25 protein-coding genes are annotated in these 23,525 nt (G+C 53.5%); 5 read left to right on the top strand and 20 right to left on the bottom strand.

What is annotated here, in order from left to right:
• Positions 1 to 35 precede the first annotated feature (35 nt).
• The 8 genes from INT33_RS04280 to fabV form a co-directional block, all read right to left on the bottom strand.
• On the bottom strand, positions 36 to 1,250 hold the full coding sequence (locus INT33_RS04280) for an aspartate aminotransferase family protein (RefSeq protein ID WP_193091208.1): 1,215 nt from the start codon (positions 1,248 to 1,250) through the stop codon (positions 36 to 38).
• A gap of 174 nt (positions 1,251 to 1,424) precedes the next feature.
• Entirely contained in the window at positions 1,425 to 2,399 is a 975-nt protein-coding gene (locus INT33_RS04275) for a GlxA family transcriptional regulator (RefSeq protein WP_192536862.1), read from the bottom strand.
• 199 nt (positions 2,400 to 2,598) lie between these two features.
• Positions 2,599 to 3,420, bottom strand: a complete 822-nt coding sequence (locus tag INT33_RS04270; RefSeq protein WP_193091207.1) for a PRC-barrel domain-containing protein — start codon at positions 3,418 to 3,420, stop codon at positions 2,599 to 2,601.
• 195 nt (positions 3,421 to 3,615) lie between these two features.
• On the bottom strand, positions 3,616 to 4,152 hold the full coding sequence (locus INT33_RS04265; RefSeq protein ID WP_193091206.1) for a hypothetical protein: 537 nt from the start codon (positions 4,150 to 4,152) through the stop codon (positions 3,616 to 3,618).
• Positions 4,153 to 4,399: 247 nt separating this feature from the next.
• Positions 4,400 to 4,963 carry a PRC-barrel domain-containing protein gene (locus INT33_RS04260; protein ID WP_192536859.1) on the bottom strand — a complete coding sequence of 188 codons (564 nt, stop codon included), beginning with the start codon at positions 4,961 to 4,963 and terminating at the stop codon, positions 4,400 to 4,402.
• A gap of 100 nt (positions 4,964 to 5,063) precedes the next feature.
• Entirely contained in the window at positions 5,064 to 6,560 is a 1,497-nt protein-coding gene (locus tag INT33_RS04255) for an FAD-dependent oxidoreductase (RefSeq protein ID WP_193091205.1), read from the bottom strand.
• A gap of 33 nt (positions 6,561 to 6,593) precedes the next feature.
• A complete protein-coding gene (locus INT33_RS04250) occupies positions 6,594 to 6,845 on the bottom strand; it encodes a hypothetical protein (protein WP_193091204.1) in 252 nt (83 codons plus the stop codon).
• Positions 6,846 to 7,050: 205 nt separating this feature from the next.
• Complete coding sequence (gene fabV / locus INT33_RS04245) at positions 7,051 to 8,247, bottom strand: enoyl-ACP reductase FabV (RefSeq protein WP_193091203.1); 1,197 nt, start codon at positions 8,245 to 8,247, stop codon at positions 7,051 to 7,053.
• Between the two features lie 160 nt (positions 8,248 to 8,407).
• On the opposite strand from fabV, the gene INT33_RS04240 reads away from it, so the two are divergent.
• The gene (locus INT33_RS04240; protein ID WP_193091202.1) at positions 8,408 to 8,794 is read left to right on the top strand and encodes a DUF7079 family protein; all 387 of its coding nucleotides are present in this window, start codon (positions 8,408 to 8,410) and stop codon (positions 8,792 to 8,794) included.
• A 17-nt stretch (positions 8,795 to 8,811) separates the two neighbouring features.
• On the opposite strand, the gene INT33_RS04235 is transcribed toward INT33_RS04240, so the two are convergent.
• Positions 8,812 to 9,297 (bottom strand): glutathione peroxidase, encoded by a 486-nt coding sequence (locus INT33_RS04235; protein ID WP_193091201.1) that lies wholly within the window; start codon positions 9,295 to 9,297, stop codon positions 8,812 to 8,814.
• A gap of 108 nt (positions 9,298 to 9,405) precedes the next feature.
• The gene (locus INT33_RS04230; RefSeq protein WP_192536853.1) at positions 9,406 to 10,029 is read right to left on the bottom strand and encodes a LysE family translocator; all 624 of its coding nucleotides are present in this window, start codon (positions 10,027 to 10,029) and stop codon (positions 9,406 to 9,408) included.
• Positions 10,030 to 10,232: 203 nt separating this feature from the next.
• Here INT33_RS04230 and INT33_RS04225 point away from each other — a divergent pair, with 203 nt between their 5' ends.
• Positions 10,233 to 10,964, top strand: a complete 732-nt coding sequence (locus tag INT33_RS04225; protein WP_192536852.1) for a YebC/PmpR family DNA-binding transcriptional regulator — start codon at positions 10,233 to 10,235, stop codon at positions 10,962 to 10,964.
• A gap of 83 nt (positions 10,965 to 11,047) precedes the next feature.
• Here the strand turns inward: INT33_RS04225 and INT33_RS04220 are convergent, their stop codons facing one another.
• Positions 11,048 to 11,905 (bottom strand): mechanosensitive ion channel family protein, encoded by an 858-nt coding sequence (locus INT33_RS04220; protein ID WP_192536851.1) that lies wholly within the window; start codon positions 11,903 to 11,905, stop codon positions 11,048 to 11,050.
• Between the two features lie 8 nt (positions 11,906 to 11,913).
• Positions 11,914 to 13,101 carry a hypothetical protein gene (locus INT33_RS04215; RefSeq protein WP_193091200.1) on the bottom strand — a complete coding sequence of 396 codons (1,188 nt, stop codon included), beginning with the start codon at positions 13,099 to 13,101 and terminating at the stop codon, positions 11,914 to 11,916.
• Between the two features lie 154 nt (positions 13,102 to 13,255).
• Between INT33_RS04215 and INT33_RS04210 the strand changes: the two genes are divergently transcribed.
• Entirely contained in the window at positions 13,256 to 13,522 is a 267-nt protein-coding gene (locus tag INT33_RS04210) for a hypothetical protein (protein WP_193091199.1), read from the top strand.
• 77 nt (positions 13,523 to 13,599) lie between these two features.
• Here the strand turns inward: INT33_RS04210 and INT33_RS04205 are convergent, their stop codons facing one another.
• The 6 genes from INT33_RS04205 to ybaK all read right to left on the bottom strand — a co-directional run bounded on the left by INT33_RS04205 (position 13,600) and on the right by ybaK (position 20,711).
• The gene (locus tag INT33_RS04205) at positions 13,600 to 14,607 is read right to left on the bottom strand and encodes a zinc-dependent alcohol dehydrogenase family protein (protein WP_193091198.1); all 1,008 of its coding nucleotides are present in this window, start codon (positions 14,605 to 14,607) and stop codon (positions 13,600 to 13,602) included.
• A gap of 78 nt (positions 14,608 to 14,685) precedes the next feature.
• Positions 14,686 to 16,554 (bottom strand): ABC transporter ATP-binding protein, encoded by a 1,869-nt coding sequence (locus INT33_RS04200; RefSeq protein ID WP_319643913.1) that lies wholly within the window; start codon positions 16,552 to 16,554, stop codon positions 14,686 to 14,688.
• Between the two features lie 37 nt (positions 16,555 to 16,591).
• Positions 16,592 to 17,629 (bottom strand): AbrB family transcriptional regulator, encoded by a 1,038-nt coding sequence (locus tag INT33_RS04195; RefSeq protein WP_193091197.1) that lies wholly within the window; start codon positions 17,627 to 17,629, stop codon positions 16,592 to 16,594.
• Between the two features lie 96 nt (positions 17,630 to 17,725).
• Positions 17,726 to 18,601 carry a PA4780 family RIO1-like protein kinase gene (locus INT33_RS04190; RefSeq protein ID WP_193091196.1) on the bottom strand — a complete coding sequence of 292 codons (876 nt, stop codon included), beginning with the start codon at positions 18,599 to 18,601 and terminating at the stop codon, positions 17,726 to 17,728.
• Positions 18,602 to 18,752: 151 nt separating this feature from the next.
• Positions 18,753 to 20,150 carry an ATP-dependent RNA helicase DbpA gene (dbpA, locus tag INT33_RS04185; RefSeq protein ID WP_193091195.1) on the bottom strand — a complete coding sequence of 466 codons (1,398 nt, stop codon included), beginning with the start codon at positions 20,148 to 20,150 and terminating at the stop codon, positions 18,753 to 18,755.
• A 93-nt stretch (positions 20,151 to 20,243) separates the two neighbouring features.
• Positions 20,244 to 20,711 carry a Cys-tRNA(Pro) deacylase gene (gene ybaK, locus INT33_RS04180; RefSeq protein ID WP_193091194.1) on the bottom strand — a complete coding sequence of 156 codons (468 nt, stop codon included), beginning with the start codon at positions 20,709 to 20,711 and terminating at the stop codon, positions 20,244 to 20,246.
• Between the two features lie 122 nt (positions 20,712 to 20,833).
• Here ybaK and INT33_RS04175 point away from each other — a divergent pair, with 122 nt between their 5' ends.
• Positions 20,834 to 21,019, top strand: coding sequence for a DUF3008 family protein (locus INT33_RS04175; RefSeq protein ID WP_018916526.1), 186 nt, complete (start codon positions 20,834 to 20,836; stop codon positions 21,017 to 21,019).
• Positions 21,020 to 21,165: 146 nt separating this feature from the next.
• On the opposite strand, the gene INT33_RS04170 is transcribed toward INT33_RS04175, so the two are convergent.
• Complete coding sequence (locus tag INT33_RS04170) at positions 21,166 to 21,435, bottom strand: hypothetical protein (RefSeq protein WP_192536844.1); 270 nt, start codon at positions 21,433 to 21,435, stop codon at positions 21,166 to 21,168.
• 125 nt (positions 21,436 to 21,560) lie between these two features.
• Positions 21,561 to 22,427, bottom strand: coding sequence for a cation diffusion facilitator family transporter (locus INT33_RS04165; RefSeq protein WP_192536843.1), 867 nt, complete (start codon positions 22,425 to 22,427; stop codon positions 21,561 to 21,563).
• A 125-nt stretch (positions 22,428 to 22,552) separates the two neighbouring features.
• Between INT33_RS04165 and INT33_RS04160 the strand changes: the two genes are divergently transcribed.
• Positions 22,553 to 23,422 carry a LysR family transcriptional regulator gene (locus INT33_RS04160; RefSeq protein ID WP_193091193.1) on the top strand — a complete coding sequence of 290 codons (870 nt, stop codon included), beginning with the start codon at positions 22,553 to 22,555 and terminating at the stop codon, positions 23,420 to 23,422.
• The last annotated feature ends 103 nt before the right edge of the window (positions 23,423 to 23,525 follow it).

Genomic DNA, 23,525 nt, shown 5'->3' with positions numbered 1-23,525 from the left:
TGACGCTCCCTCTCTCGATGTCGCCGTGGGCGAATTCATGCGTTGGCAACAAGACGCTCAATCGCACGCTCCAGGCGGGCCATGCCTTCAGCGATGTCTGCTTCTGGCACTACCAGTGAGGGCGCCAAGCGAAGCACGTTAGGGCCTGCGATCAGCGCCATTACGCCTTCTTCGATTGCCAGCGGCAGAATGTCCTTGGCACGGCCCTCATAGGCATCCGACATCTGGGCGCCCATCAGCAGCCCCATACCGCGAATCTCTTTAAATACGCCGTGCTTGCGATTAATGGTTTCCAGATGCTCACGGAAAAGATCATGGCGCTTTTGCACGCCTTCCAGCACGTCAGGCGTATCAATAAACTCCAGAGCAGCCAGCGCAATCGCTGAACCCAGGGCGTTACCGCCATAGGTAGAACCATGGGTTCCAAAGGCGAGGGATTTGGCGACGTTATCGGTTGCCAGCATTGCGCCGACGGGGAAGCCGCCACCCAGCGATTTGGCGCTGGTAAGAATATCCGGCGTCACGCCATAACGCTCGTAGGCATAAAGCGTACCGCAGCGGCCAACGCCGGTTTGAACCTCATCAAACACCAGCAGAGCATTGTGCTGATCGCACAGCTCGCGCAGGCCTTTCAAAAATTCTGGAGTGGCGGGCAAAATGCCGCCCTCGCCCTGCATGGGTTCGACCATCACCGCGCAGGTGTCATCGCCCATTAACGCACGCACACTTTCCAGATCATTAAACTCAGCGTGCAAAATGCCGCCAGGCACCGGGCCAAAACCCTGGGAATACTTGGGCTGGCCACCCACGCTCACGGTAAACAGCGTGCGGCCATGGAAAGACTGGTTGAATGAAATGATCTTGTCTTTCTGTTCACCATAATTATCTACAGCGTAACGGCGTGCCAGCTTAAGCGCCGCTTCGTTGGCTTCGCCGCCAGAAGAGCACAGGTACACCTTGTCGGCAAAAGTGCATTCGGCCAGCTTTTTGGCCAGCTTAAGCGCAGGCTCATTGGTATAGATATTGGAAAGGTGCCAGAGCTTTTCGCCCTGTTCTTTCAGCGCGTTAACCAATACAGGGTGGCAATGACCCAGCGAGTTCACCGCAATACCGCCCGCAAAGTCGATATATTCACGCCCCTGCTGATCCCATAATCGGCTACCTTCTCCGCGCACCGGGATAATCTGCTGCGGTGCATAGTTGGGGGTCATGTAGTGATCAAAATCCTGCCGAGTCGGGATCGTGCTCATGGGGCAAACTCTCCAATAGAAATAATCAGTCGAATCAGTATACGGGGCTAACGAGGTCGCCCGCTTTCAGTAATGGGACGGTAAATTATGAAAACCTGCACATACTTCAGGTTGTTTGTGATTAGGATGTCTGGCGTTATTTCAGTGCTGCAGATTGTGCGCTGTGAGCAAGCATTAGCCCAAACGCTCTTCCCGCGGGGTTAACCCAAAATGATTACGGTAAGCCGTTGAAAAATGTGCAGCCGAGGAAAACCCTGTCGCAAAGGCGATATCGCCTGCAGGGCGATCACTCTCGCGCAGCTGCTTACGCGCTTCCTGCAAGCGCAAGTTAAGGTAATAACGGCTGGGCACTGCCTGAAGGTGCTTTTTGAATAGCCGCTCAAGCTGGCGGCGAGAAATCCCTAAATGTTCCGAAAGCTCCAGAGTGGAAAGCGGCTCTTCAATATTGGCTTCCATCAGGGTAACCGCATCGACCAGGCTTTGTGGAGCATGGCCCAGGCGATGACGCAGCGGCACATGCTGGCGCTCATCGGCCATGCGAATACGCTCGCACATAAAGTGCTCAGATACCTGTTCAACCAAGTGGTCACTTTGCTGCTGGCGTACAACGGTCAACATCATATCCAGCGCGGCCGTGCCACTGGCACAGGTAAGCCGGTTGCGGTCGATTTCAAACAGCTGCTGTGAGAGCGTTACTTGAGGATAGGCTTGGGAAAATGCCGCAAAACGCTGCCAGGGCAAGGTCGCTCGGTAGCCTTCTAGCAACCCCGCACGCGCCAGTACCTCCGCCCCACCGGCCAAGCCTCCCAATAGTGTGCGCCCATGCTGCTGACGCAGCCATTCCACTAGGTTCGCCGGGAGTGCATAAGGTAGCGGAGAGGGAGCACAGATTAGAATCATATCCAAATTAGGCGGCGACTGCTTGAGAGTGTAGTCAGCATTGCAGGTGAGTTGGGCGCTGCTTCGTACAGGCTGCTCATCATTACTTAGCGTAAATACCTGATAAAGCACCTGCCCGCTCAATTGATTGGCCATAAGTAGTGGCTCAACGGCGCTGGCGTGCGAAAGCATTGAAAACCCAGGCAGCAGCAATACCCCTATGCGCTGGCGCGCAAATGTTAATGAGGAAGTTATGGGGTTGGGCTGCATGCCAAATCGCCGTCAGAAAATGAAGCACCATCTTACCCAATTGCACAGTTTTGGGCAGTGCCTATAGACCCTATATAGAAAAAGACGTCGCGATGCCGATGGTATAGTCACCCAGCAAGAATGAATATAAAAAAGGGCAAGGCGTAAACGCCTTGCCCTCCCAGCAGCATTCAGAAATGCTCGGCTGTTTTCAATCCTATTACTGCTGCTGTTGCGCTTCCGATAGAGTCATCTCGCTATCGACCTGCGTATAGCTGTCCTCATTGTAATCTTCAGAGGATTCTTCGATCTGATCGCTGCCATAATCGGTATTCATCACCAGTTGATCGTTCTCGAACTGCATTTCGTCAACAGGCAGAGCAATGTCTGTTGCACCAAAGCCCCAGATACCACCTACCGAGATAATGGCGTACAGGTCGCCTGAATCATTATGCTGAGCGATATGCTGAATATCACCAATCTCTTCGCCTTCCTGGTTAACGACGGCCATGCCCTCTAAGTCACTAACCTGTAAATTCATTAACGAATCGTTCTGGCCCTGGTTATCCTGATCGGCGCGCTGGCGTTCCTGCTCGTCGTCGTTATTAACGTCGACCTGAGCATCGTCAGCTTGCTCGACATTAACGTCAGGCTCGCCGCCTTGCTCAACGGTAACATTGGGCTCAGCCTCTTCAACCGTTACGTTCGGCTCGGGCTGTTCAATAGTCACTTCAGGTTCGGGCTGCTCAATCGTCACTTCGGGCTGAGACTGCTCTACTTTAATGTCAGGGGACTCTTGCTGCACCTTCACTTCTGCGGGTTCCTGGTCGACCTGAACATCCATGGTTTCATCGCTAGATTGGGCGTCAGCGTTTCGCTCACTTGCCGAACCTTGCTGTTGAGTTTGCGCCGTAGCATCTTGCTGTTGGGTCATGCGCTCAGAAGCATCCGTGTCATTCTGGTTATTATCCTGCGCGAGAACGCCACCTGATAGTCCTGTACAAATGGCGCCAATTACAATTGCTAGTGTTGTCCGTTTCATAATGTCTCTCCTTGGGTTGGCTTACACTTAAAAAGGCTAGTAGAGATAAGCGTTTTAGATCAAAGCTGAAGTGAAATTATGACAAAAGTTAATAATTATTAATTAACCATCTCTATATTTAAACGCATCCCTTAAAGAGTAAACGCTCTACCCCGCCTACTTAGGCGAAGTAGAGCGTTAAAATTACACTTTATATTATTGCGAGGCACTGTTGCCTGAACCGGTACCACCGCCTGTACCACCGGTACTACCTGTGCCTGATCCGCCTGTGTTACCGCCACCGGTACCACCCGTGCCTGTGCCGCCAGTGTCACCACCACCGGTACTCCCAGTACCTGTGCCACCGGTATCACCACTGCCCGGACTGCCTGCGTCTGCACCGCCAGCGCTATCTCCTCCAGTGCTGTCTCCTCCAGTGCTATCTGCACCCAGCTGATCTTGGGAACTTCTGGGCTCGCCTTGCTCTTCCTGACTATCAGGATTTTCTCTATCCTGCATATCCAGATCACCGTCGCCTAAATCGCGTTGTGGCCCCTGAGTACCGGTACGAGGCTCTGGATTACTTTGCCCTTGGCTATTGAGCGTATCAGTACTCTGTTGCTGACCTGCATCCTGGTTCTGGGTCATTTGACCACCGCTACTGGAACCAGACGTATCATTATTGGCTAAAACGCCTGCTGAGACGCCTGTACAGATCGCACCAATGGCAATGGCTAGAATTGTCCGCTTCATGTGATATCCTCCTTGGATTGCCTTACTCTTTAGAAGTTAGTTAATGAATGAGAGATAACACAGTCTGAAAACGGTCATTCTTAAAACTTGAATGAAAGTTAACAGCTAACTAGTTGATAGTTAAATCAGCTCATAAAAAACGCCTTATTTCATTCTATAAAGAATAAAATAAGGCGCCTTTATTAACCTGGGTTATTTATAAGCGACTAGCGTGGTTTTTTTTGCTAGCCACATCATTTAGCCCGCCTTAATTAGGATGCTTTTGGGCTTGGTCTAGCGTCATATTGTTGTCTATTTGACTATAGTTTTCTTTATCATATTTTTCTGCTGACGCTTTTATCTCATCGCTACCGTAAGTGGTATTGGTAACCAATTGGTCATCTTGCATCTCAATATTTTCTAGCGGCATGGCAACTTCATCGTCACCGATACCCCACACTCCACCAATAGAGATAACGGCATATAAATCGCCAGACGCCTTATGCTCAACGATACGCAGAATTCCGCCGATCTCTTCATCTTGCTGATTAACGACTGACTTGCCTTCAAGATCACGAATCTGATGTGACATTAAATCGTTGGGATCATTCTCTTCGTCGTCCGTGTCCGCAGAAGACCTGGGGTAACCACTACCCTGCATCGCTGCGGGCTGCTCGTCATCAGCATTTGTCTGTTCATCTACAGCTTCTTCCTGCTGCTCAATGGCGCTTTGCTCATCATCTGGTTCTGCTTGGGCATCCTGAGCATGAAGACTGCCTGACATTCCTGTAAAAAGTGCAGCAATGGCGATAGCTAGCGTAGTCCGTTTCATAGTGTTTCTCCTTGATTAAACGTACTCTTACAAGTTAGACGACTGGGCTGCAAATAACCAATATTAGGAAAAGCCTACATCCTCACTTAACCTGATAGCCTTAACTTGAGTGACGGTGTTCAAGCGGATGCAGGGAAGGTCCTTCTATCACCTCGCCCTGGATATCAAAGCGACTGCCATGACAGGGACAGTCCCAAGTTCTTTCAGCATCGTTCCAATGCACCACGCACTTCAAATGCGGACAAATGGCCGAAAGAACCGATAAATTACCGGCCTCATTGCGATAGACAGCCAATTTTTCACCATGCAAGGTAACGACCTTTGCCTGGCCAGGCGCCACCTCGTCAAGCTCCTTGAGCTTTTTTGTGCCGAAATGATCTTTAATAAAGTGCTTCACCACGGAAATGTTTTCTTTGAGCCAGTGCTCGGCGGAGTTAACCGGCGTAAAGCGCTGCGAGTCAAAGCAGCGGTACCAGGCGTTATCCCGCCCTTGGATGATATCGGCGATTATCTTTCCACTGACCGTGCCCCAAGTCAGGCCGTCGGCGGCAAAGCCGGTGGCTACATACACATGGTCACTGGCCAAGGTTCGTCCGATATACGGCAAGCCATCACCAGAGCTGTACTGCTGAGCAGACCATTCGTATTCGATCTCGCCCACATCAAAATGTGCGTTTAAGTAGCTATGCAGCGCCTCAAAGTGTTTGCGCTCCGACTGTTCCTCTCCTGTTTGATGCTTTTCCCCAATCGCCATAACGTAGTGTTTCCCGTTCAAGTGATAGCTGCGTATGGAATGGAAGGGGTCGAGCATAAAGAAAATGCCATCAGGAAAAGATCCGGCGTTCAGCTTGGCACTAACGCCATACTCACGGGAGGCAATCATTCCGGTTTGCAACATGTTCACTCCTTTCGGGGTGTGCGTTGCTAAAACGATATCGGTGGCTTGAATCTCAGCGTTATCGGTTTTAACGATGCAATGCTGGTAATCTATATCGCGTACAGGGCTTTGCTCATAAATACTCACGCCACGCTGGCTAAGCGCTTTGGCAAGCCCTTGAGCGTAGTGAAAAGCGTTAAACTGCGCCTGGTGGCCAACGCTAATACCCTGAGTGGCTGGAAATGGCGCCGGCATATCCAGACAAAATCTAGCCTTCAGGCCAGCCTGCACCATAGTTTCGCACTCGGCTTCCAATGCATCGTTGCTTGCCTGGTCATTTTCTGTGAGCAGCCGATAAAGCGGAACCCGCTTGAACTGGCAGTCGATATTAAAGCGCTGAGTCGTCTCCTCAATTAAATCAATGGCGCTTGCGCGCGCTTCAACGATGGTCTGGATGGTATCGTCATCCCACTTGACCCCGCGTTGCGCCAACCCCGCTGATACTGAGCTATATAAATTACCGGTCGCTCCTCCTGTGCAGCCGCTGCCTACGCGGTGAGCCTCTAAAATCACTACGCGTTTCCCACTTTCCATTAACTGCTGTGCCGTCGTTAGGCCTGTGATCCCTGCGCCTACGATGACTACGTCCGTTTCAATACTGTCAGTTAACGCGGGGAAATGGCAGGGATCATCCACACCTGCTTGCCAAATCGATTTCATGACGCCTCCTGACCAGAAATTGAAATGATCTTGTTATGAGAAGTGCTTACCGGCATTTGGGTCAGTCGCATCATAATCCTGGGTATCGTCAGGCGCTGAACCAGGTTCATATGAGGTTTCGGCTTCAAAGCGGCGTGCCGCTTCGATCGCTTGCGGCTCGGTTGCGTGCTGGGATATTTCTTGGGGGGCATCGGGTTCGGTAACATCAACAACGCGCCATCCAGAGACGATGATCGCGTCTTCCTGTTCTCTACTAATCGGCTCGACTCGTGCTGTACGGGTCATATTTCCTCCTTGGCAAAAGCGTGTAACACTCTGCTCTTAACCATGGCAGAACCTTTAATAACTTGCCTACCCAGCACTAAAAGTTTAACAGCGGTTGATTTTGTACCTGCCGCTAACGGCCTTGACGGCGCCTAACGCAAATTGCCGGGCGCAAAGGCCCGGCAATTGAGAATACCAACAGTACAAATGTTTTAAAGCTTCTTACTTACAAGCTGACCACGTCGAACTCAACGTTGGGATTCACGTCAGCTTCGTAATCAACGTCGTCACGTTCAAAGCCAAACAGCTTCAAGAACTCGTGCTTGTAACCTGCGTAGTCGGTGATATCGAACAGATTTTCGGTAGTCACTTCCGGCCAGAGGTCTTGGCAGGCCTGCTGAATATCCTCGCGCAGTTCCCAGTCGTCCAGGCGCAGCCGACCCTTCTCGTCGGTGCTCATGTCTGAACCGTAAAGGCGCTCGCCGAAGAGGCGATTCAACTGATCGATAGTGCCTTCATGCACGCCCTGCTCTTTCATGATGCGATACACCATGGCGATATACAGCGGCATCACCGGAATAGCCGCACTGGCCTGGGTAACGACAGATTTGAGAACCGCGACGTTAGCACCACCGCCACTGATTTTAAGCTTGTCATCGATAGCCGTGGCCGCACGGTCCAGGTCTTCCTTGGCTTTACCCAGTGCGCCGTGCCAGTAAATCGGCCAGGTAATTTCTGTGCCGATATAGCTAAACGCCACGCTGCGTGCACCTTTGGCCAGCACGCCTGCCTGGTCCAGCGCATCCATCCACAGTTCCCAATCTTCGCCGCCCATCACGGTGATGGTATCGTCGATTTCCTGCTGGGTTGCAGGCTCGACTTCCGCTTCGATGATCCGGTCTTTATTGGTATCTATGGCCGTAGCGCGGTAGGTCTCACCGATCGGCTTCAGGCTTGAGCGCTTGAGTTCACCGCTATCCGGCAGTTTGCGCACGGGCGATGCCAGTGAGTAGACCACCAGGTCGATTTCGCCCATATCCTGCTTGATCAGCTCAATGGCTTTTTCACGCGCCTCAGAAGAGAACGCATCGCCGTTGATTGATTTGCTGTAAAGACCTTCCTGCTTGGCAAACTTGTCGAACGCCGCGCTGTTGTACCAACCAGCGGTGCCGGTTTTGGTTTCACTGCTGGGCTTTTCAAAAAACACGCCCAGCGTATCGGCACCGTAACCAAAGGCTGCGGTAATCCGAGCGGCTAAGCCGTAACCACTGGAAGCCCCGATCACCAGAACTTTCTTCGGGCCGGCGCTTTTATCCAAACCACGGGCTCTTGTCGCTTCAATCTGCTCAAGAACGTTTTGCTCGCAGCCTTTAGGATGAGTCGTCGTGCAGATAAAGCCGCGCACCTTGGGTTTAATAATCACATCGAACCTCGTTATCAGCTTGATTTCATTATCGGCATTGCTATGCCTTACGCTATGAGCGCTATTCTAGCGGGCTAAGAGGGCGCTGTCCGCTCTTGAGCTTGCCTGGCTTTCACGGCAGGATAGTGTCCCTCTCTTTTTCAATGCCCACGAGGCCCCCATGAACGCACAGCAGCTTGTCGATGAGCGCGGCGACCTTTGGCTTGCTCTAGCCCCTTTATGGTTAGACCGCGAACCGCGCGAACGCGACTACGCCCACATGGTGGAGGTCATTCAAGAGCATAATATGACGCTTTCAGAGCTTGAGTGGATGTTCCGCCTAGAGCTTGCCCCGGTGATGTCGCGCCATCAGCTGTCGATTGCCAGCGAGTGGCGTCAATTCGATGACCGTAAACTGATGCAGCAGCTGGTCAGCCATAACCTGCGCTTAAAAGGCTGGCGGCGCAAAAGCTGGGCGCTATTCTCGGGCCTGACCACCATGATGGTACGCCACCGTTGGGTTGAGCTTATGAACCGGGTCCAGGTTGCCAAAGGCCAAGAGCTTTGAACGCCGCCAACCACGTCTTATTCGCGATCAAGCGCGGCTTCCAGCGCTAGGCGCAACGGGGGGCCGTGGTCTCGCGGGCCAAAACGCGCAATTACCTGGCCGTCACGCCCTACCAAAAACTTGGTGAAGTTCCATTTGATAGCCTTGGTGCCCAATACGCCAGGGGCCTGTTTTTTCAGCAACACAAACAGCGGGTGGGCGTTGCCCCCATTGACGTTGACCTTCTCCATCAACGGGAAGCTTACTCCAAAGGTTTGCTCGCCAAACGTGCAAAACGCTTCGGCGCTTTCCGGCGACTGTCGGCCGAACTGGTTGCAGGGAAACCCCAGCACGGTGAATCCACGGTCGCGGTAGCGCTGGTACAGCGCTTCAAGCTCTTTTAACTGTGGCGTAAAACCACACTGACTGGCCACATTGACCACCAGCAACACCTGGCCACGCAGCGCGCGCAGATTAAACGGCTGACCTTGATGGTTATAACAATCTTGATCGTAAATCGTCATTATGGAGCCTTAAACCTTCGAGGCAATATAAACGCTACTTTGCCATGACCATCATGCTGACACCAGCGCCCCGCAACAGTGCTGATGAGCCTGCTTAACACCGTTCGGTTAACCAAAGGTGATTGGCCCGGCAACGACTCGTAGCGCCAGGGCTATCAGCAAGACACCGGTCAATCGATTGACCCAGTGCGCATGGCGCTGCAACCACGGCAGGACCCGCGAATGCGACAAACCGACCGCCACCAGCACGTACCAACCACCATCAATAAGCATAGCGGTTAAGACGACGATCATCTTTGCCATAATACTCATACCTGGGGTAACAAACTGGCTCAGCAGCGCCACAAAAAAGATAATCAGCTTAGGATTACCCAGCGCTACCAGCACGCCCTCCCTGGCCGCCTGTCGGCTAGTGGTTGCCACACCCTGCTGATTCATTACCCCGGCCTTGCCGGCCCGCAATGCCTTGATACCCAGCCAGGCCAAATAGGCCGCCCCCGCCCAGGTAATCAGTTGAAAAACATCCGGTGAACGAGTAATTAACGCGCCTAGCCCCCAAACGGTCAAAAGCGCATAAAACCCGACCCCAGCTGCATGAAATACAGCCGCGGTAATGCCTGGCAGCCGACCACCGCCCAGGGTATGTTTTAGCACCAGGGCAAGGCTAGGCCCGGGCGACATTGCCCCCATGGCGCAGATAGCGGCTAATGACAACCAGAGTGAAAACGGCATTTTTTTCCTTTCCTTTAATTGTTAATTGCTCATTGTCTCAATACAGCAATGCCGTTACCGGCCGGGTCGCCTATTGTATAACGTCACCTCTCTTAAATAACGCTGTTAGCATGGTACGCTGTTGGGTAAAATTTGCCCCTTTTTCGATGAAAATGACGCCTGCTGTCAAGACAGGCGTGGCACGGCTAATAAAGGACTCCAATATGGGTAGGGCGTTTCAAAACCGTAAAGAATCGATGGCCAAGACGGCCGACGCAAAAACTAAGGTTTACAGCAAATACGGGCGTGAAATTTACGTCGTTGCAAAAGCCGGCGGATCAGACCCGAACGGCAACCTTGCGCTGCGCGGCTTAATGGAGCGGGCTAAAAAAGATCAGGTTCCCTCGCACGTTATTGATAAAGCGCTAGACAAGGCCAGCGGCGCAGGTGGAGAAGACTTTGCGACGGCTCGCTACGAAGGCTTTGGCCCCGGCAACGCCATGGTGATCGTCGACTGCTTAACCGATAACCCTAACCGCACCTTCGGTGATGTACGCGGCTGCTTTACCAAAACGAAAAGCAAGATTGGCACGCCCGGTAGCGTTAGCCACATGTTCGATCACTGTGCGATTTTTGCCTTTGTCGGCCAGGAAGAAGACACTGTGCTTGAAGCGCTAATGGAAGCCGATGTCGATGTGGCTGACATTGAGCAGGAAGAAGAACGTATAACGGTTTATGCGCCTCACACCGAATATGCCAAAGCCAAACAAGCACTACTGAATGCGTTCGGCGAGCTCGATTTTGAAATTGATGAGATTCAGTTTCTGCCGCAAAACACCACGCCTCTCGAAGGCGATGACGTGGCACAGTTCGAAAAATTCTTAGGCATGCTCACCGATCTGGACGACGTCCAAAACGTCTTCCATAGTGCCGAGCTGCCTGAAGCGAGCGAATAAGTAGCGCAAGCAATCTTCTATCTCAGCGCTAGCCTTCACCCCCCAACACCATCTAGCTGCAAACCACGCTTGCAGCTAGATCGTTATTGGGTCCGCTGCTGGCGCCGATGCACATCAGGCACGCCTTTAGGCGTATCCAGAGCAGCATCGGGCGGCAACAGTGCAGGTTTGATGCCCGCCCGGCTAAGCACCTGCTTACCCCGCACGGTCAAATCAGTAATAAACAGAAACTGCTGACGCGGATCCACGGGATAAGCGCGGATACGGTAATGCGTCCCCCAGGGTTTCTCTTCAGCCACTATGATAATCGGCTGATCAAACTTAAGGTAAGCGCTGGTCAGAGCCACATCCCGCAACGCTTTACGTACCCCATCGGCTTCATGCTCTGGGTGAAGATAAAAATTTGCTACGCACTGTAAGCTAGTCCCCCCGTTATTGGCATTGTAAACGGCGGAGTCCCATAGCTTTAAATGCGGCATCGCGACTAAATCATCGTCTGGGGTTTGGATTTCGACGGTGCGCATTCCCACATGTTTTACTTCCCCGTATGTCCCCTCAATATCCACCCAGTCACCTGGCCGATAGGGTAATTCTATGGCTGACACCACCCCGGCAATCAGACTGCTCACGTAATCTTTCAAGGCAAAGCCGATCGCCAGACCGATAGCGCCTAGAAGCGTCACCATATTGCGCAGCGAAGGCTCGATCACGATAGGTACTGCAATAGCCAGCGCGGTCAGCAGGATCAGTAAGCGCGTTAGCGGCACCAGCGCGAATATCCGAAAGCGAACCTGCCCATGCAGTCGATTGGCCAGCCAGCTCAAGCCCCGCTGGCTGGCAATGGTCAGCAGAATAACGCTTGCCAGAATGATGCCCAGGGTAATAACCGTTTGGCTGTCCATATCGTTAAACAGCTTAGCGTACTGCTTTTGATCGTCCATCAAGGCTCCTATAACGGGTCGACAAGATAATTGCGAGAAGCCAATAGCTGCCGGACACTGGCATAGCTTAACGGTGCTACCTGCCAGCGCCCGTCCTCACGCGAAAGTATTCCCTGGCGAGTCAACGCTAAACGAGCGTTCAATGCTTCATGGTGAGAAAACGGAAGTACATCGCCAAGCGCCTGGTCCTCCAGACCGCCATGCAGCAGTAAAGCGTGCAATACCAGCAGTGCCACATCACCGGTGTCTGCGGGCAGCTCGGCATCTGCAAGCGCATCAAGCAGCCATAGCTCTGATGCATCAGGGGCATCTTCTTGAGCAGGTTCGCGCAAGCGTTTACGCCAATAGTGCCATGCCACGCCCAAATGGCCCCGACAATGCGCCGCTAAACGCTGTAGTTCCTTATGGGTAGAGGCTTTACGTTCAGCCTCTTGCGCTTTTTTTTGATCAGCGGGCTGATTGGTTAACACCTGCCTTCCCGTGCGCGTACTATATACCGTCAGGCGGTTCTGGCCGTTATCGGCAATGCTTACAAAGTAATCGGCTAGTTGCTTACCCTCCATGCCCTGAAGGGTAAAAGCTGGCGCTCCTTCAATGCCTACCGCTTGCTGTAAATAGGCGTAAGTCCAACTATCGCAGCCAATCACTCCGCGCCCCAAACGGCCACTTAGGGCGCGTTCTAAAAACGCGCGCACGCCTTGAAGACCTTGGGTATGACGCAGCATATGCCGCTCAAGCGCTGGCAGCGCCCAGCAATTTAGATGGCCGCAGCGCTCCACCCATTCAAGGCTGCCTTCGGTAAGCTCTTGATGGCTGGGCGGCATTATACTGCGAATACCCTGCTGTTCCGCCCAATGGCTAACCACCGCGGCATGACCGCCGTAAGGAGGTGTGATAAAAAACACTATCGGTTCGAGGGAGGTTTCGGGCTCACTCAGGGTCTGGGTCAGACTATCAGCGACCGGCGACCAATCAATACTGGGCACCAAATGCGCTAGCTTAACTTCCGGCAACAGGCGCAGCTCATTCTCGTCTTTCGCCTGCTGCTCGGCGGCGCGTTTACCGGTTAGCCAAGTTAACATCGCCCGTCGACTGCGCCGCCACTGGCTTTTTTGGGTATGCTCGGGCGTACAAAACTTATCAAGCTCGACTACCGCCCAGGGCGATGAAGCGGTTTCTGCTAAGCGCTGCGCCATAGTCCGTCCTAAAGGCTAACGTAAATGAAATAAACAAGATTAAGGTTAGCATGCGGGCGATAGTCGCTGGGGGCTATTCGAACTTATCGTCTAAAATGAAATCTTTATAGGGATATCCATTACCCGCAAATATCGAGTGTCGGAGGAGGCGATCATGAGCATCGTTCATGTTAGCGAGCAGGAGCTATACGCCAAGCTTGAGAAATGTATGGCGGGAGAGCGCGTACTCATTGATCAGGAAGGCAACCGGTTCAGTGCGCGCGTTCAACAGGCTCGAGGGATGGATGCAACTGTCATCCCCGAAGCCCAGCTTCGCAAAAGCCATGATGATTCGGACGAGGTAGATAGCATCACCGTACCTTATGATCATATTTGGGAGCTTGAAATCAAAGGCGTTGTATATAGCCGTTTGGCTGAATAAACATCAGTTTATCAACGTGTCGGTGACTACCAGCATTGCCCTTCTGGGCCGTGCTGGTATGCCATTGCCCGAGCCAATCAGAACGTTAAACAAATTTTACCCAGATGCTTGCCTGCCTCTTGATAGCGGAATGCCTCCGCGATATCGGCTAACACAAACTCACGATCAATGATCGGGCGCATGCTGGTCGCCTCAATGGCTTTAATCATTTCAAGCTGGTGGCGGCGGCTGCCTACAATCAACCCCTGCAAGCGCGCCTGTTTAGCCATTAACTTAGCGGTAGGAATATCGCCCTGGCGCCCAGTCAATACGCCAATCAGCGAAATATGCCCACCAATCTTGATCGCTTCAATGGATTGCGGCAGAGTACCGGGGCCACCGACTTCCACAATATGGTCGACACCCTGGCCGTTGGTCAGCGCGTTAACTTTTTTGCCCCACTCCGGCTCTTCTTTATAATTAATGGTGTGTGCTGCGCCCAGCTGCCTAAGCTGCTTCAACTTCTCATTGGAAGAAGACGTGGCAATGACACGTGCCCCCATCATGCGGGCAAACTGCAGTGCAAATATAGATACCCCGCCGGAACCCAACACCAACACCGTATCGCCCGCTTTTAAACCGCCATCCACTACCAGAGCGCGCCAGGCAGTGAGCCCTGCGGTGGTTAACGTTGCGGCTTCAGCGTGGCTATAGCCCTTCGGCTGACGGGTAAACCACTGCGCCGGACGAACGACCTGCTCGCAAGCATAGCCATCCACGCCGTCGCCTGGGGTCGTCGTAAAATCGGCAATTCGGGCAGGGCCCTCAAGCCAGTCGGGGAAAAACGTCGAGACGACGCGGTCACCTACCGCAAACTCGCTAACGCCATCACCTACCTCCTCAACCACGCCTGCGCCGTCAGACATAGGAATACGCCCATCGGCTGTCGGCATCTTGCCTGCCACCACGCCATAGTCGTGGAAATTGAGCGAGCTTGCGTGCACACGAACACGAATCTCGCCCGGGCCAGGGGCGCCAGGGGGCGATACGTCTTGTACCTTGAGCTTATCTAACCCACCGGGGGCCGTGAGCGTTACGACTTGCATAGCGCGATCTCCTTTATTCAATCATTCCTTGGAAAATACGTTAGCAGAGGCAAATACGTTAGCAGAGGATAGAGCTTCTCACACATCTACCCCAAGAAAGCCGCCCGACTGACGCTTCCACAAGCCGGCATAAATGCCGTTTTGCGCGAGCAGCTCAGTATGAGTACCGCTTTCGACTATGCGCCCCTGCTCCACTACGATCAATCGGTCGAGCATGGCAATGGTCGAGAGCCGATGCGCGATCGCGATCACGGTCTTGCCCTCCATCAGCGTATCCAACTGCTCTTGAATAGCGGCTTCCACTTCAGAATCCAGTGCTGACGTAGCTTCATCCAATACAAGGATAGGTGCATTTTTCAAAAGCACGCGGGCAATGGCGATCCGCTGACGCTGCCCCCCAGATAACTTGACGCCCCGCTCACCTACATGGGCATCCAACCCGCGGCGGCCGTGCGGGTCTACCAGGTCGTGGATAAACGCATCGGCATGGGCACGGCATACGGCGGTCCACACAGCCTCATCGCTTGCCTGAGGCGTGCCGTAGCGAATGTTATCGCGCAGCGAGCGGTGAAGCAGCGAGGTATCCTGGGTCACCATACCAATTTGGTGACGCAGAGAGGTTTGCGTTACCTGCGCGATATCTTGTCCGTCGATCAGAATGCGTCCGCCCTGTACATCGTAAAAACGCAACAACAGGTTAGCGAGGGTCGATTTACCCGCCCCAGAGCGGCCAATCAAGCCAATTTTTTCACCCGGCGCGATAGTCAAATTCAAGCCGTCAAACACCGTGCGGTTTTCGCCCTTAGCCTGCTCGTAGCTAAAGCGCAGGTCGTCAAACCGGATTTCGCCAGCAGGTACATTAAGCTCAGGCGCATTAGGTACATCGCGGATGGTAGGTTCGCGGGCGATGGTATTCATGCCATCCTGCACGGTGCCGATATTTTCAAACAGCCCCGCCACTTCCCATAGGATCCAGTCGGACATAAATCGAATCCTCATTACCAGCGCAATCGCGACGGTCAATACGCCAAGCGATATGGCGTCAAAGTACCAGGTGCTAATCGCCATTCCCGCCGTGCCCACCAATAACGCGGTATTCAGCAGGGTCAAGCAGACGCTCATGATGGTGACCAGGCGCATCTGACGGTGCACCGTGTCCATGAAACCTTCCATGGCATCACGGGCATAGCGCTGCTCGCGCTCGGTATCGGCAAATAGCTTGATGGTTTGAATATTACTGTAGCTGTCGACCACGCGGCCGGTCATCTGGGCGCGCGCGTCTGCCTGCGCCATGGATACATCACGCAGCCGGGGCACGAAAAAGCGCATGATGGCCAAGTAGCCAATCAGCCAAAGCCCCAAGGGCAGCAATAGCCATAAATCGGCTCGACCCAAGAGAATCGCCGCCCCGGTAAAGTACACAATGGCGTAGACCAACAGGCCCATTACCTTGGTGACCGTTTCGCGGATGGCCAGCGCGGTCTGCATGACTTTCTGGGACACGCGTCCGGCAAACTCATCCTGGTAAAAGGCCAGACTCTGATTGAGCATGTGGCGATGCGATAGCCAGCGGCCAATCATGGGATAATTGCCAAATATGCTTTGATGCGTAATCAACGACTGGGCCAACACCAAAAGCGGTAGTCCGATAAGGATCGCCAGCCCTGCCCCAGCAAGCCAAAGACCATTCGCGGCCCAAAAGCCTTCGCGCTCGACATTGCCAAGCCAATCAACCAGCTGCCCCATGTAGCTAAAGAAAAACACCTCAGCCGATGACACCAGTGCGGTGCATAGCGTCATGACAATCAGCAGCGGCAATACCGGGCGTGAGAAGTGCTTGATAAAAGGTATTAACCCCTGTGGAGGCGTTTGCACGTCTCCCATGGGATAAGGATCTACACGGGTTTCAAAGTAACGAAACAGCGGCTGCAGCACACGAGAAAACATGGAGATTCCTTACGTTACTCATCGATCATTAAGAGGGTTAAGCCTGGCGGCGTAAAAGCCAGCGTGCCCAAAACGGTGCAAAGGCCATCAGCAGCACCATGCGCAGTAGATGGTGAAAAGCGACAAATACAGGATCGATATTAAGCGCCACCGCTAAAATGGCTATTTCGCCTATTCCACCTGGCGCCAGCGCCAGCAGTGCCACATCACGCCCCACGCCCACGAACTGATGAATCAGCTCGGCAAATAAGGCCAATACAGCTAAGGCAAGCAGCGTAGCAACGCCCGACTGCCATAAATAGCGGCCCCATAACCGCCGCGTCATGCCTTTAAAGCGCGAGCCAATGGCACTGCCCAGCACCCAAAGCATGAGGTTCATGCCCCACGGGGGAAGCGCCAGACTTGCGATATCAAGTCCTGAAAGCAGGGCAGCCGCCAGTAAGGGGACCAGCAAGGCAGGGGTAGGAAAACGCAGCCAACGGCCGAGCGGCAACAACATAGGAATCAGTAATAGCATCCAGGCGTGTTCAAATCCGCTCGTCTGAGGCGCTGTGCCCGCGCCACCGCCTTCATAAGCCCAAAAGAGCGGTGGTAAAAACAGGATGACTAAAATAACGCGTAGCGACTGGGCAATTGCGATACGTTGAGGGTCGCCACCACATTTGTCGCCCAGAATAATCATCGCGGTCATGGCACCGGGGGCCGCTGCAAACCATGCGCTTACCGAATCAAATCCGCAGCGCCGATACCAGGCCGAGGCCACAGCGGTTGAAGCGCCAATGCCAAGTATTAGCAACACCGCCGATACCGGCCAGTCAATCACGCGCTGAGCAAGTTCCGGCGTCACCTGACTGCCCAGCACCAGCCCCATCACGGCCAAAAAAATATTGCGCAGCCGCTCTGGCACCACCACGTTAATGCCTTGAGAGGAAACCAATAAGTTGGCAATCAGAGGGCCAAGCATCCAGGCAAGCGGTAAGCCGGTGAGTTGAAAAAACGTGCCACCAATAGCGCCAATGGTTAACGACGTTAACAACCCTTTTGCGGTCCCCGAGCTTACCTTAATACCTTTCACAGCCACTCCTTGTTACTGAGCCCCATCTCAATCGGTTAAATAATTAACCTGCTAATCGTACGGTCAGTTTATCACTAATCGTTGTCGATCGTGGGCTCAGTACGGCTGTGGGATCTCGTCATCATCCCCGTCATCACGCATGCGCGCCTGACGTTCGGCCTCTTCTTCCTTGGCGTCGTCGATCACTTCCATCAGTTCATTCACATCGGCAATGTGGGTCGCGAACGTAAAGTGGCCCGTCAGTTTGCTATCCGGATGCAGCTCGCCCGATTCATATAGCGCCCACATCTCCTTACCGTAATGAGTGGTTAAGAGCTCAGGCGCAAAGCGGCCAAAATAGGCACGCATATTATCCACATCACGCTCAAGCATGGCGGCGGCGCTATTGTTACCGGCGGCATCAACGGCCTGAGGCAAATCAATAATGACCGGGCCTTCGGCATCCACCAGCACGTTGAATTCCGACAAGTCGCCGTGGATCAGGCCAGCGCACAGCATACGCACTACATCAGTGATGACTTTATCGTGGTAGCGCAGCGCCTGTTCATGGGTCAGCGTGACATCGTCCAGGCGCGGTGCCACATCGCCTTCAGCGTCTGTGATCATTTCCATCAGCAGCACGCCATCGACAAAGCCGTAGGGCTTGGGCACCCGCACGTCGGCTGCCGCCAACCGGTAAAGCGCATCCACCTCGGCGGTCAACCACGCCTGCTCTTGCTCTTTTTGACCGTAGCGGGTTTTCTTCGACATGGCGCGCGCACGGCGACTATTGCGCTCTTTACGGCCCTCCTGATATTGCACGGCCTGTTTGAAGCTACGTTGTTTGGCCTCTTTGAATACCTTGGCACAGCGCACGTCGTTACCGCAGCGTACAACGTAAACCTGCGCTTCCTTGCCACTCATCAACTGCATCAGCACCTCATCGATCAGGCCGTCATCGACCAGGGGCTGTAATCGTTTGGGTGTCTTCATGGTTAGCGGTAATGGCTCCTTTAATGAATGGACATGGCCAACGATATCGAATACTAGCGTTTTTAATACACATGTTTTAAATACTAACGCTTTTCAATACCAGCGTTCTTAATACCAATTATTTTTAACGCTGTCTCTTTACCAGCAGTATCTAATACCGAATTCGACGAACGCGAAAAGCCCGACCTTTCAGCTTATCTCGCTCAAGCTTGGCGAGCGCTTTGTGGGCCACAGAGTGCTCTACGGCCACATAGGCACTGCGGGCCAGCACTTTGATTTTACCCACCTGATCACCGCGCAACCCGCCTTCGCTGGTAAGCGCGCCCAGAATGTCGCCTGGGCGTAGCTTATCCTTTTTACCGCCTGCCAGTTGCAGGGTAGCCATGGGCGGCTCAAACGGTGTGGTTTGCTTAGCTTTGGGCAGCGGCTCAGTGGTTAACTGCTCGCTTAAAAGCTCGGCCAGCCGCCCAAGGCGGTAAGTTTCCTGGGGGGTTACCAACGTGCAGGCAATACCGCTAGCCCCTGCCCGCCCGGTGCGGCCGACGCGGTGCACATGAACGTCCAGCTCACGAGCAATCTGGTAGTTGAAGACCGCGTCCAGCTGTGCGATATCCAACCCACGGGCGGCGACATCGGTCGCCACCAGAATTGAGGCACTTTGGTTAGCAAAGAGTATCAGGATACGATCGCGGTCTTTTTGTTCCAAGTCACCGTGCAACGCTACGGCGCTGAAACCAGCATCCACCAGGCTATCGGCGACGGCCTGGGTTTCACGCTTGGTATTACAAAACACCACGCTGGTGGTCGGACGATTGACCAATAAAAGCTGTTTAAGCGCAGCAAAGCGGGCGTCTTCACTGGGTACTTCGTAGAAGTGCTGGTCAATGGTGGTGGCGTCATGCAACTCGGCCACTTTGACGGTGACAGGGTCAACCATTACGCCGCGCGTCATGGTTGCCAAACCGCCTGCTTCGCGCTCATCAGGAAACGTTGCGCTAAACAGCAGCGTCTGGCGATCAGCCGGCGTCTCGGCGATGATGGCATCAATGGTGGCCTGAAAGCCCATATCCAGCATGCGATCCGCTTCATCCAGCACCAGGGTACTTAGCGAGCCCAGGGTCAGCGACCCCTTGCGCAAGTGCTCATCGATACGCCCAGGCGTACCCACCACAATATGCGCGCCGTGTTCTAAAGAGCCTAACTGAGGGCCGAACGGAGCACCGCCGCAAAGCGTCAATACTTTCACGTTGGCCATGGCCCGCGCCAAGCGACGCAGTTCTTCGGCCACCTGATCAGCAAGCTCCCGAGTCGGGCAAAGCACCAAACCCTGCACGGCAAACGCATCAACGCGCAGCTCTGCCAATAACGCCAAGCCAAACGCGGCCGTCTTACCCGACCCCGTTTTAGCTTGAGCAAGCACATCACGCCCGGCCAACATAGGCGGCAGGCTTTGTGCCTGTACCGGCGTCATGTGGTGGTAACCCAGTGATTCAAGGTTAGTAAGCAGCGCTGCCGGCAAGGCAAGCGACGAGAAGGAGGCGTCTGACACAATAAAACCTGCAGGGCCATTTAACGGCCAGTAAAAAGGTAATTACTATAAGGTAAAGCACCATACCAGAAAGTGCCGCGCCCTGCGTGTCTGTCATACCGCAAGGGGCGCAAAACCGGCCTGGCATAGGGTGGCCAAGTCGTCAGGTGCCAACTCAATTTCAAGTCCTCGCCGTCCGGCACTAACGTACACCTTAGAAAACTCCTGTGCAGAGGCATCAATATAGGTGGCCAAGCTTTTTTTCTGGCCTAAGGGACTTACTCCGCCCAATACGTAACCGGTGGTACGCTCTACCTCAGCCGGTACGGCCATGACGGCTTTTTTAGCGCCCGCCGCCTTGGCAATCTGCTTTAAGCCCAGCTGCCCGGTCACTGGCACAATGCCCACCGCAAGCGCCTTGCCATCAAGCTTCACCACCAGGGTTTTAAATACCTGCTCGGCAGCAACTCCTAGCTTTTCAGCGGCTTCCAGGCCATAAGACTCCGCCGCCACGTCGTGATGGTATTCATGAAGTTCAAACGGGATGCCCGCTTTTTTTGCCGTATTAATGGCCGGTGTCATGAGGTTCTCTTAATGATTAGTAAACATGGATAGCGAGGCTGTTGGGCTCTGGAAAGCTTATACCTGCCTGCTAGGCTAAATAGCGTAAGCCTTGAAGGGAAGTCAACTAACAGGAGTTTATTATGCCAGCCACATCAAAAGCCCAGCAAAAAGCCGCAGGCGCCGCCCTTTCCGCCAAGCGTGGGGAAACCAAGCCAAGCGAGCTTTACGATGCTTCCAAGGAAATGTACGACTCAATGAGCGAAGAGGAGCTTGAGGAGATGGCAAGCACCGAACGCAAAGGCAAGCCTGACAAAAAAGGCGATTGAACGTTGATAGGTGCAAGCGTTTAGCTATAGGCGCTGTGGATATTCGCTTTTATAGCATAACGCCAGCTTATCGGGCTGGCGTTATGCAGATTACAGGATTGCTTTTACTGACAGATTCTTACTGACAGATTCTTACTGACAGGCTCTTACTGACAGGGCACGACACGACGTAGCGTGTCTTTGGCCCATAGAGTTTGTCCATCGGGCGTGCGGCCATGTTCATTCCAACGCTCGGTAGTTTCCATACAAAAAGAACCGGCATCTTCAGTGCGTGGGTCAGCATTAGCAGGGCGCTCCCCGCCAATACGCATTACGTCCGGGTTGTCGGTAGTGTAACGCGGAGCAACGGTGGAGCTTGCGCAGCCAGCAATCAGAGCAGTTGCTAGCAGCACGGGCAAACAGCGGCGCAGTGGCATGTTTAGTAAACCCTCAAAAGTACGATATTAGGCCGACACCGTTTGTCGGTAGCGCTAGATATCATCCCACTCGTACAGCGTCAATCTTTTTACTTAAAGGCTTACGTAGTGTCTTAAGTGGTGGCTTAAGTAGTCACCAGGGTGATACTGGTAATCGGACGTAAATTACGCTGTAAGCAATGCTGTTCAACGCTATCGACAATCTCTTCAGCATCATCGATTTGCTGTTTGTCGAGCTGGATATCCACCATCAGAAAACTGCCCACTTGGGCCATACGTACATCATCACTGGCGATATCAAAATCCGCGACTTCCTCCACCATATCCTGACGTATGCTGCCCATGGGCTCGCCAAACATCAGCTCGCGCAGCGCTCCGCGTATCATACGAACCGGCATGGGCAGAAAGTAGCCAGCGATGATCAGCACCATCACCGGGTCGGCAAACCGCGCATAGCTGGCCCAGGGGGTCAGGGTTAACAGCCAGGTAAGGGCAAAACCGAACATGACGGCCGCACTCAGCCCAGTGTCCATCTGCCACTGGCGCAGCTCGGCGGCCAACAGCGATGAGCGGGCGATCTGCGCGTAACGCTTCAGCCACCACCAGGTCAGCAAACAGCCACCTACGTTGGCTAGGCTGAACAGAATGGCTAGATCAAGTGTTACCAGGCGACCACCCTGCAACAGGCTCCACACCGCTGAGACCATCGAAAACAGGCACACCAGCGCAATCATTACGCCTTTGAGCAGTACGGCAAGGGGTTCTACCGTCAGCCGCCCAAAGGGGTAGTGATCATCCGCCGGTTTACGCGCCTGCTGCAGAGCAAGCAGGGAGAGTGACGCCAAGGCAAGACTCAAAAGCGAATAGCCGCTATCGAATAAAATCGTAATGGAACCGCTGGCCAATCCCAGCACAAGCCCGGTTAACGCAAAAAGGCTTGCCGAAATGGCGGAAAATCGTAGCGCTCGGCGCTCGGCAACAAAGGGGGTCACGCTAAAAACTCCATATCAAGGTGGAATAAGCAAATAGGAAATCGTGGCGCATAGTAGCGCTTGTGCTAACGTTAAACGAATCACTCAGCGCTAAAAAAATTAGCGCTTATATCTAAGGCTCTAATATGCGTGCTGAACAAGTTCAAGCGTTTGTTGAGGTCACCGAGCACGGCTCGTTTGCCGCCACTGCCCGTCAATCAGGCATAAAGCGAAGCACGCTAAGTGCCGCTGTCCATGCCTTGGAAGATAGCCTGGGCGTGGCGCTGTTTGAGCGCTCGGGCAATAGCCTGACGCTCACGGCGGTAGGTGAAAGTGTACTGCCCGACTGTTACCGGCTGCTGACCAGCGCCAGCCGCATTAAAAAGCACTGCCACCAGCACCTGCAAGGGGTTGAAAACCAGCTGTGCATCGCCCGCGACGATGCGCTTCCCGAGCGGTTCTGGCGCCAGGTAATGCACGATTTAAAGCAGCAGTTTCCGTTAACGGCCATATCGGTCTATCTCGTTCCCCCACAAGAGCACAGCCAATTTATTTTGCGCCAAACGGTGGATATCGCTTTTGGTTTATATACTGCTGAAGGCGTGGTTACCAGCGCAGCTAATCTCGCGCCGGTAGGGATGCGCTTAGTCGCCTCCCCTCAGCATCCGCTTAGTCGGCTACCCAGCGTTAATCGCGATGATTTGGCGCAATACACTCAGGTGTGCCTAACCCATATTCAGGACGACAAACTGGTCAGCGAAGCGCTTTTTTCGGCTAATTACCTGGGATTCACCATGTTTGAGGTGATTCGCGACGCGGTCATTAACGGCACGGGCTGGGCGCTGCTCCCCTATCCGCTGGTGAAGGAGGCGCTCAAGAAAAAAACGCTTTGCGCGCTTAATCATGACCTTGCGCTCGACAGCCATTATTACCGTTACGTTGAGGGCGAAAACCTTGGTGTAGTGGCCACCGCGCTACTAAATAATGTGGCGCGTTTTCTAGGTAATACGCGCTAACGGTCACTTCGTTGAAATATAGCAGTGGAAAAAAACGCGATTGCCTTCCACGCTATAAAAAAGTGCTAAAGAAGGAGACTTAAGGACACGCCAGAGGAACGAC

This window comes from Halomonas colorata (assembly GCF_014897985.1).
Lineage (GTDB): Bacteria > Pseudomonadota > Gammaproteobacteria > Pseudomonadales > Halomonadaceae > Vreelandella > Vreelandella colorata.
Note: the sequence above shows the minus strand (reverse complement) of the source record. Positions and strands in the feature narration are given on the sequence as shown.

Coding starts and splice junctions, on each gene's coding strand:
- INT33_RS04280 (WP_193091208.1), bottom strand. CDS start 1,250: ATGAGCACGATCCCGACTCGGCAGGATTTTGATCACTACATGACCCCC.
- INT33_RS04275 (WP_192536862.1), bottom strand. CDS start 2,399: ATGCAGCCCAACCCCATAACTTCCTCATTAACATTTGCGCGCCAGCGC.
- INT33_RS04270 (WP_193091207.1), bottom strand. CDS start 3,420: ATGAAACGGACAACACTAGCAATTGTAATTGGCGCCATTTGTACAGGA.
- INT33_RS04265 (WP_193091206.1), bottom strand. CDS start 4,152: ATGAAGCGGACAATTCTAGCCATTGCCATTGGTGCGATCTGTACAGGC.
- INT33_RS04260 (WP_192536859.1), bottom strand. CDS start 4,963: ATGAAACGGACTACGCTAGCTATCGCCATTGCTGCACTTTTTACAGGA.
- INT33_RS04255 (WP_193091205.1), bottom strand. CDS start 6,560: ATGAAATCGATTTGGCAAGCAGGTGTGGATGATCCCTGCCATTTCCCC.
- INT33_RS04250 (WP_193091204.1), bottom strand. CDS start 6,845: ATGACCCGTACAGCACGAGTCGAGCCGATTAGTAGAGAACAGGAAGAC.
- INT33_RS04240 (WP_193091202.1), top strand. CDS start 8,408: ATGAACGCACAGCAGCTTGTCGATGAGCGCGGCGACCTTTGGCTTGCT.
- INT33_RS04235 (WP_193091201.1), bottom strand. CDS start 9,297: ATGACGATTTACGATCAAGATTGTTATAACCATCAAGGTCAGCCGTTT.
- INT33_RS04230 (WP_192536853.1), bottom strand. CDS start 10,029: ATGCCGTTTTCACTCTGGTTGTCATTAGCCGCTATCTGCGCCATGGGG.
- INT33_RS04225 (WP_192536852.1), top strand. CDS start 10,233: ATGGGTAGGGCGTTTCAAAACCGTAAAGAATCGATGGCCAAGACGGCC.
- INT33_RS04220 (WP_192536851.1), bottom strand. CDS start 11,905: ATGGACGATCAAAAGCAGTACGCTAAGCTGTTTAACGATATGGACAGC.
- INT33_RS04215 (WP_193091200.1), bottom strand. CDS start 13,101: ATGGCGCAGCGCTTAGCAGAAACCGCTTCATCGCCCTGGGCGGTAGTC.
- INT33_RS04210 (WP_193091199.1), top strand. CDS start 13,256: ATGAGCATCGTTCATGTTAGCGAGCAGGAGCTATACGCCAAGCTTGAG.
- INT33_RS04205 (WP_193091198.1), bottom strand. CDS start 14,607: ATGCAAGTCGTAACGCTCACGGCCCCCGGTGGGTTAGATAAGCTCAAG.
- INT33_RS04200 (WP_319643913.1), bottom strand. CDS start 16,554: ATGTTTTCTCGTGTGCTGCAGCCGCTGTTTCGTTACTTTGAAACCCGT.
- INT33_RS04190 (WP_193091196.1), bottom strand. CDS start 18,601: ATGAAGACACCCAAACGATTACAGCCCCTGGTCGATGACGGCCTGATC.
- ybaK (WP_193091194.1), bottom strand. CDS start 20,711: ATGACACCGGCCATTAATACGGCAAAAAAAGCGGGCATCCCGTTTGAA.
- INT33_RS04175 (WP_018916526.1), top strand. CDS start 20,834: ATGCCAGCCACATCAAAAGCCCAGCAAAAAGCCGCAGGCGCCGCCCTT.
- INT33_RS04170 (WP_192536844.1), bottom strand. CDS start 21,435: ATGCCACTGCGCCGCTGTTTGCCCGTGCTGCTAGCAACTGCTCTGATT.
- INT33_RS04160 (WP_193091193.1), top strand. CDS start 22,553: ATGCGTGCTGAACAAGTTCAAGCGTTTGTTGAGGTCACCGAGCACGGC.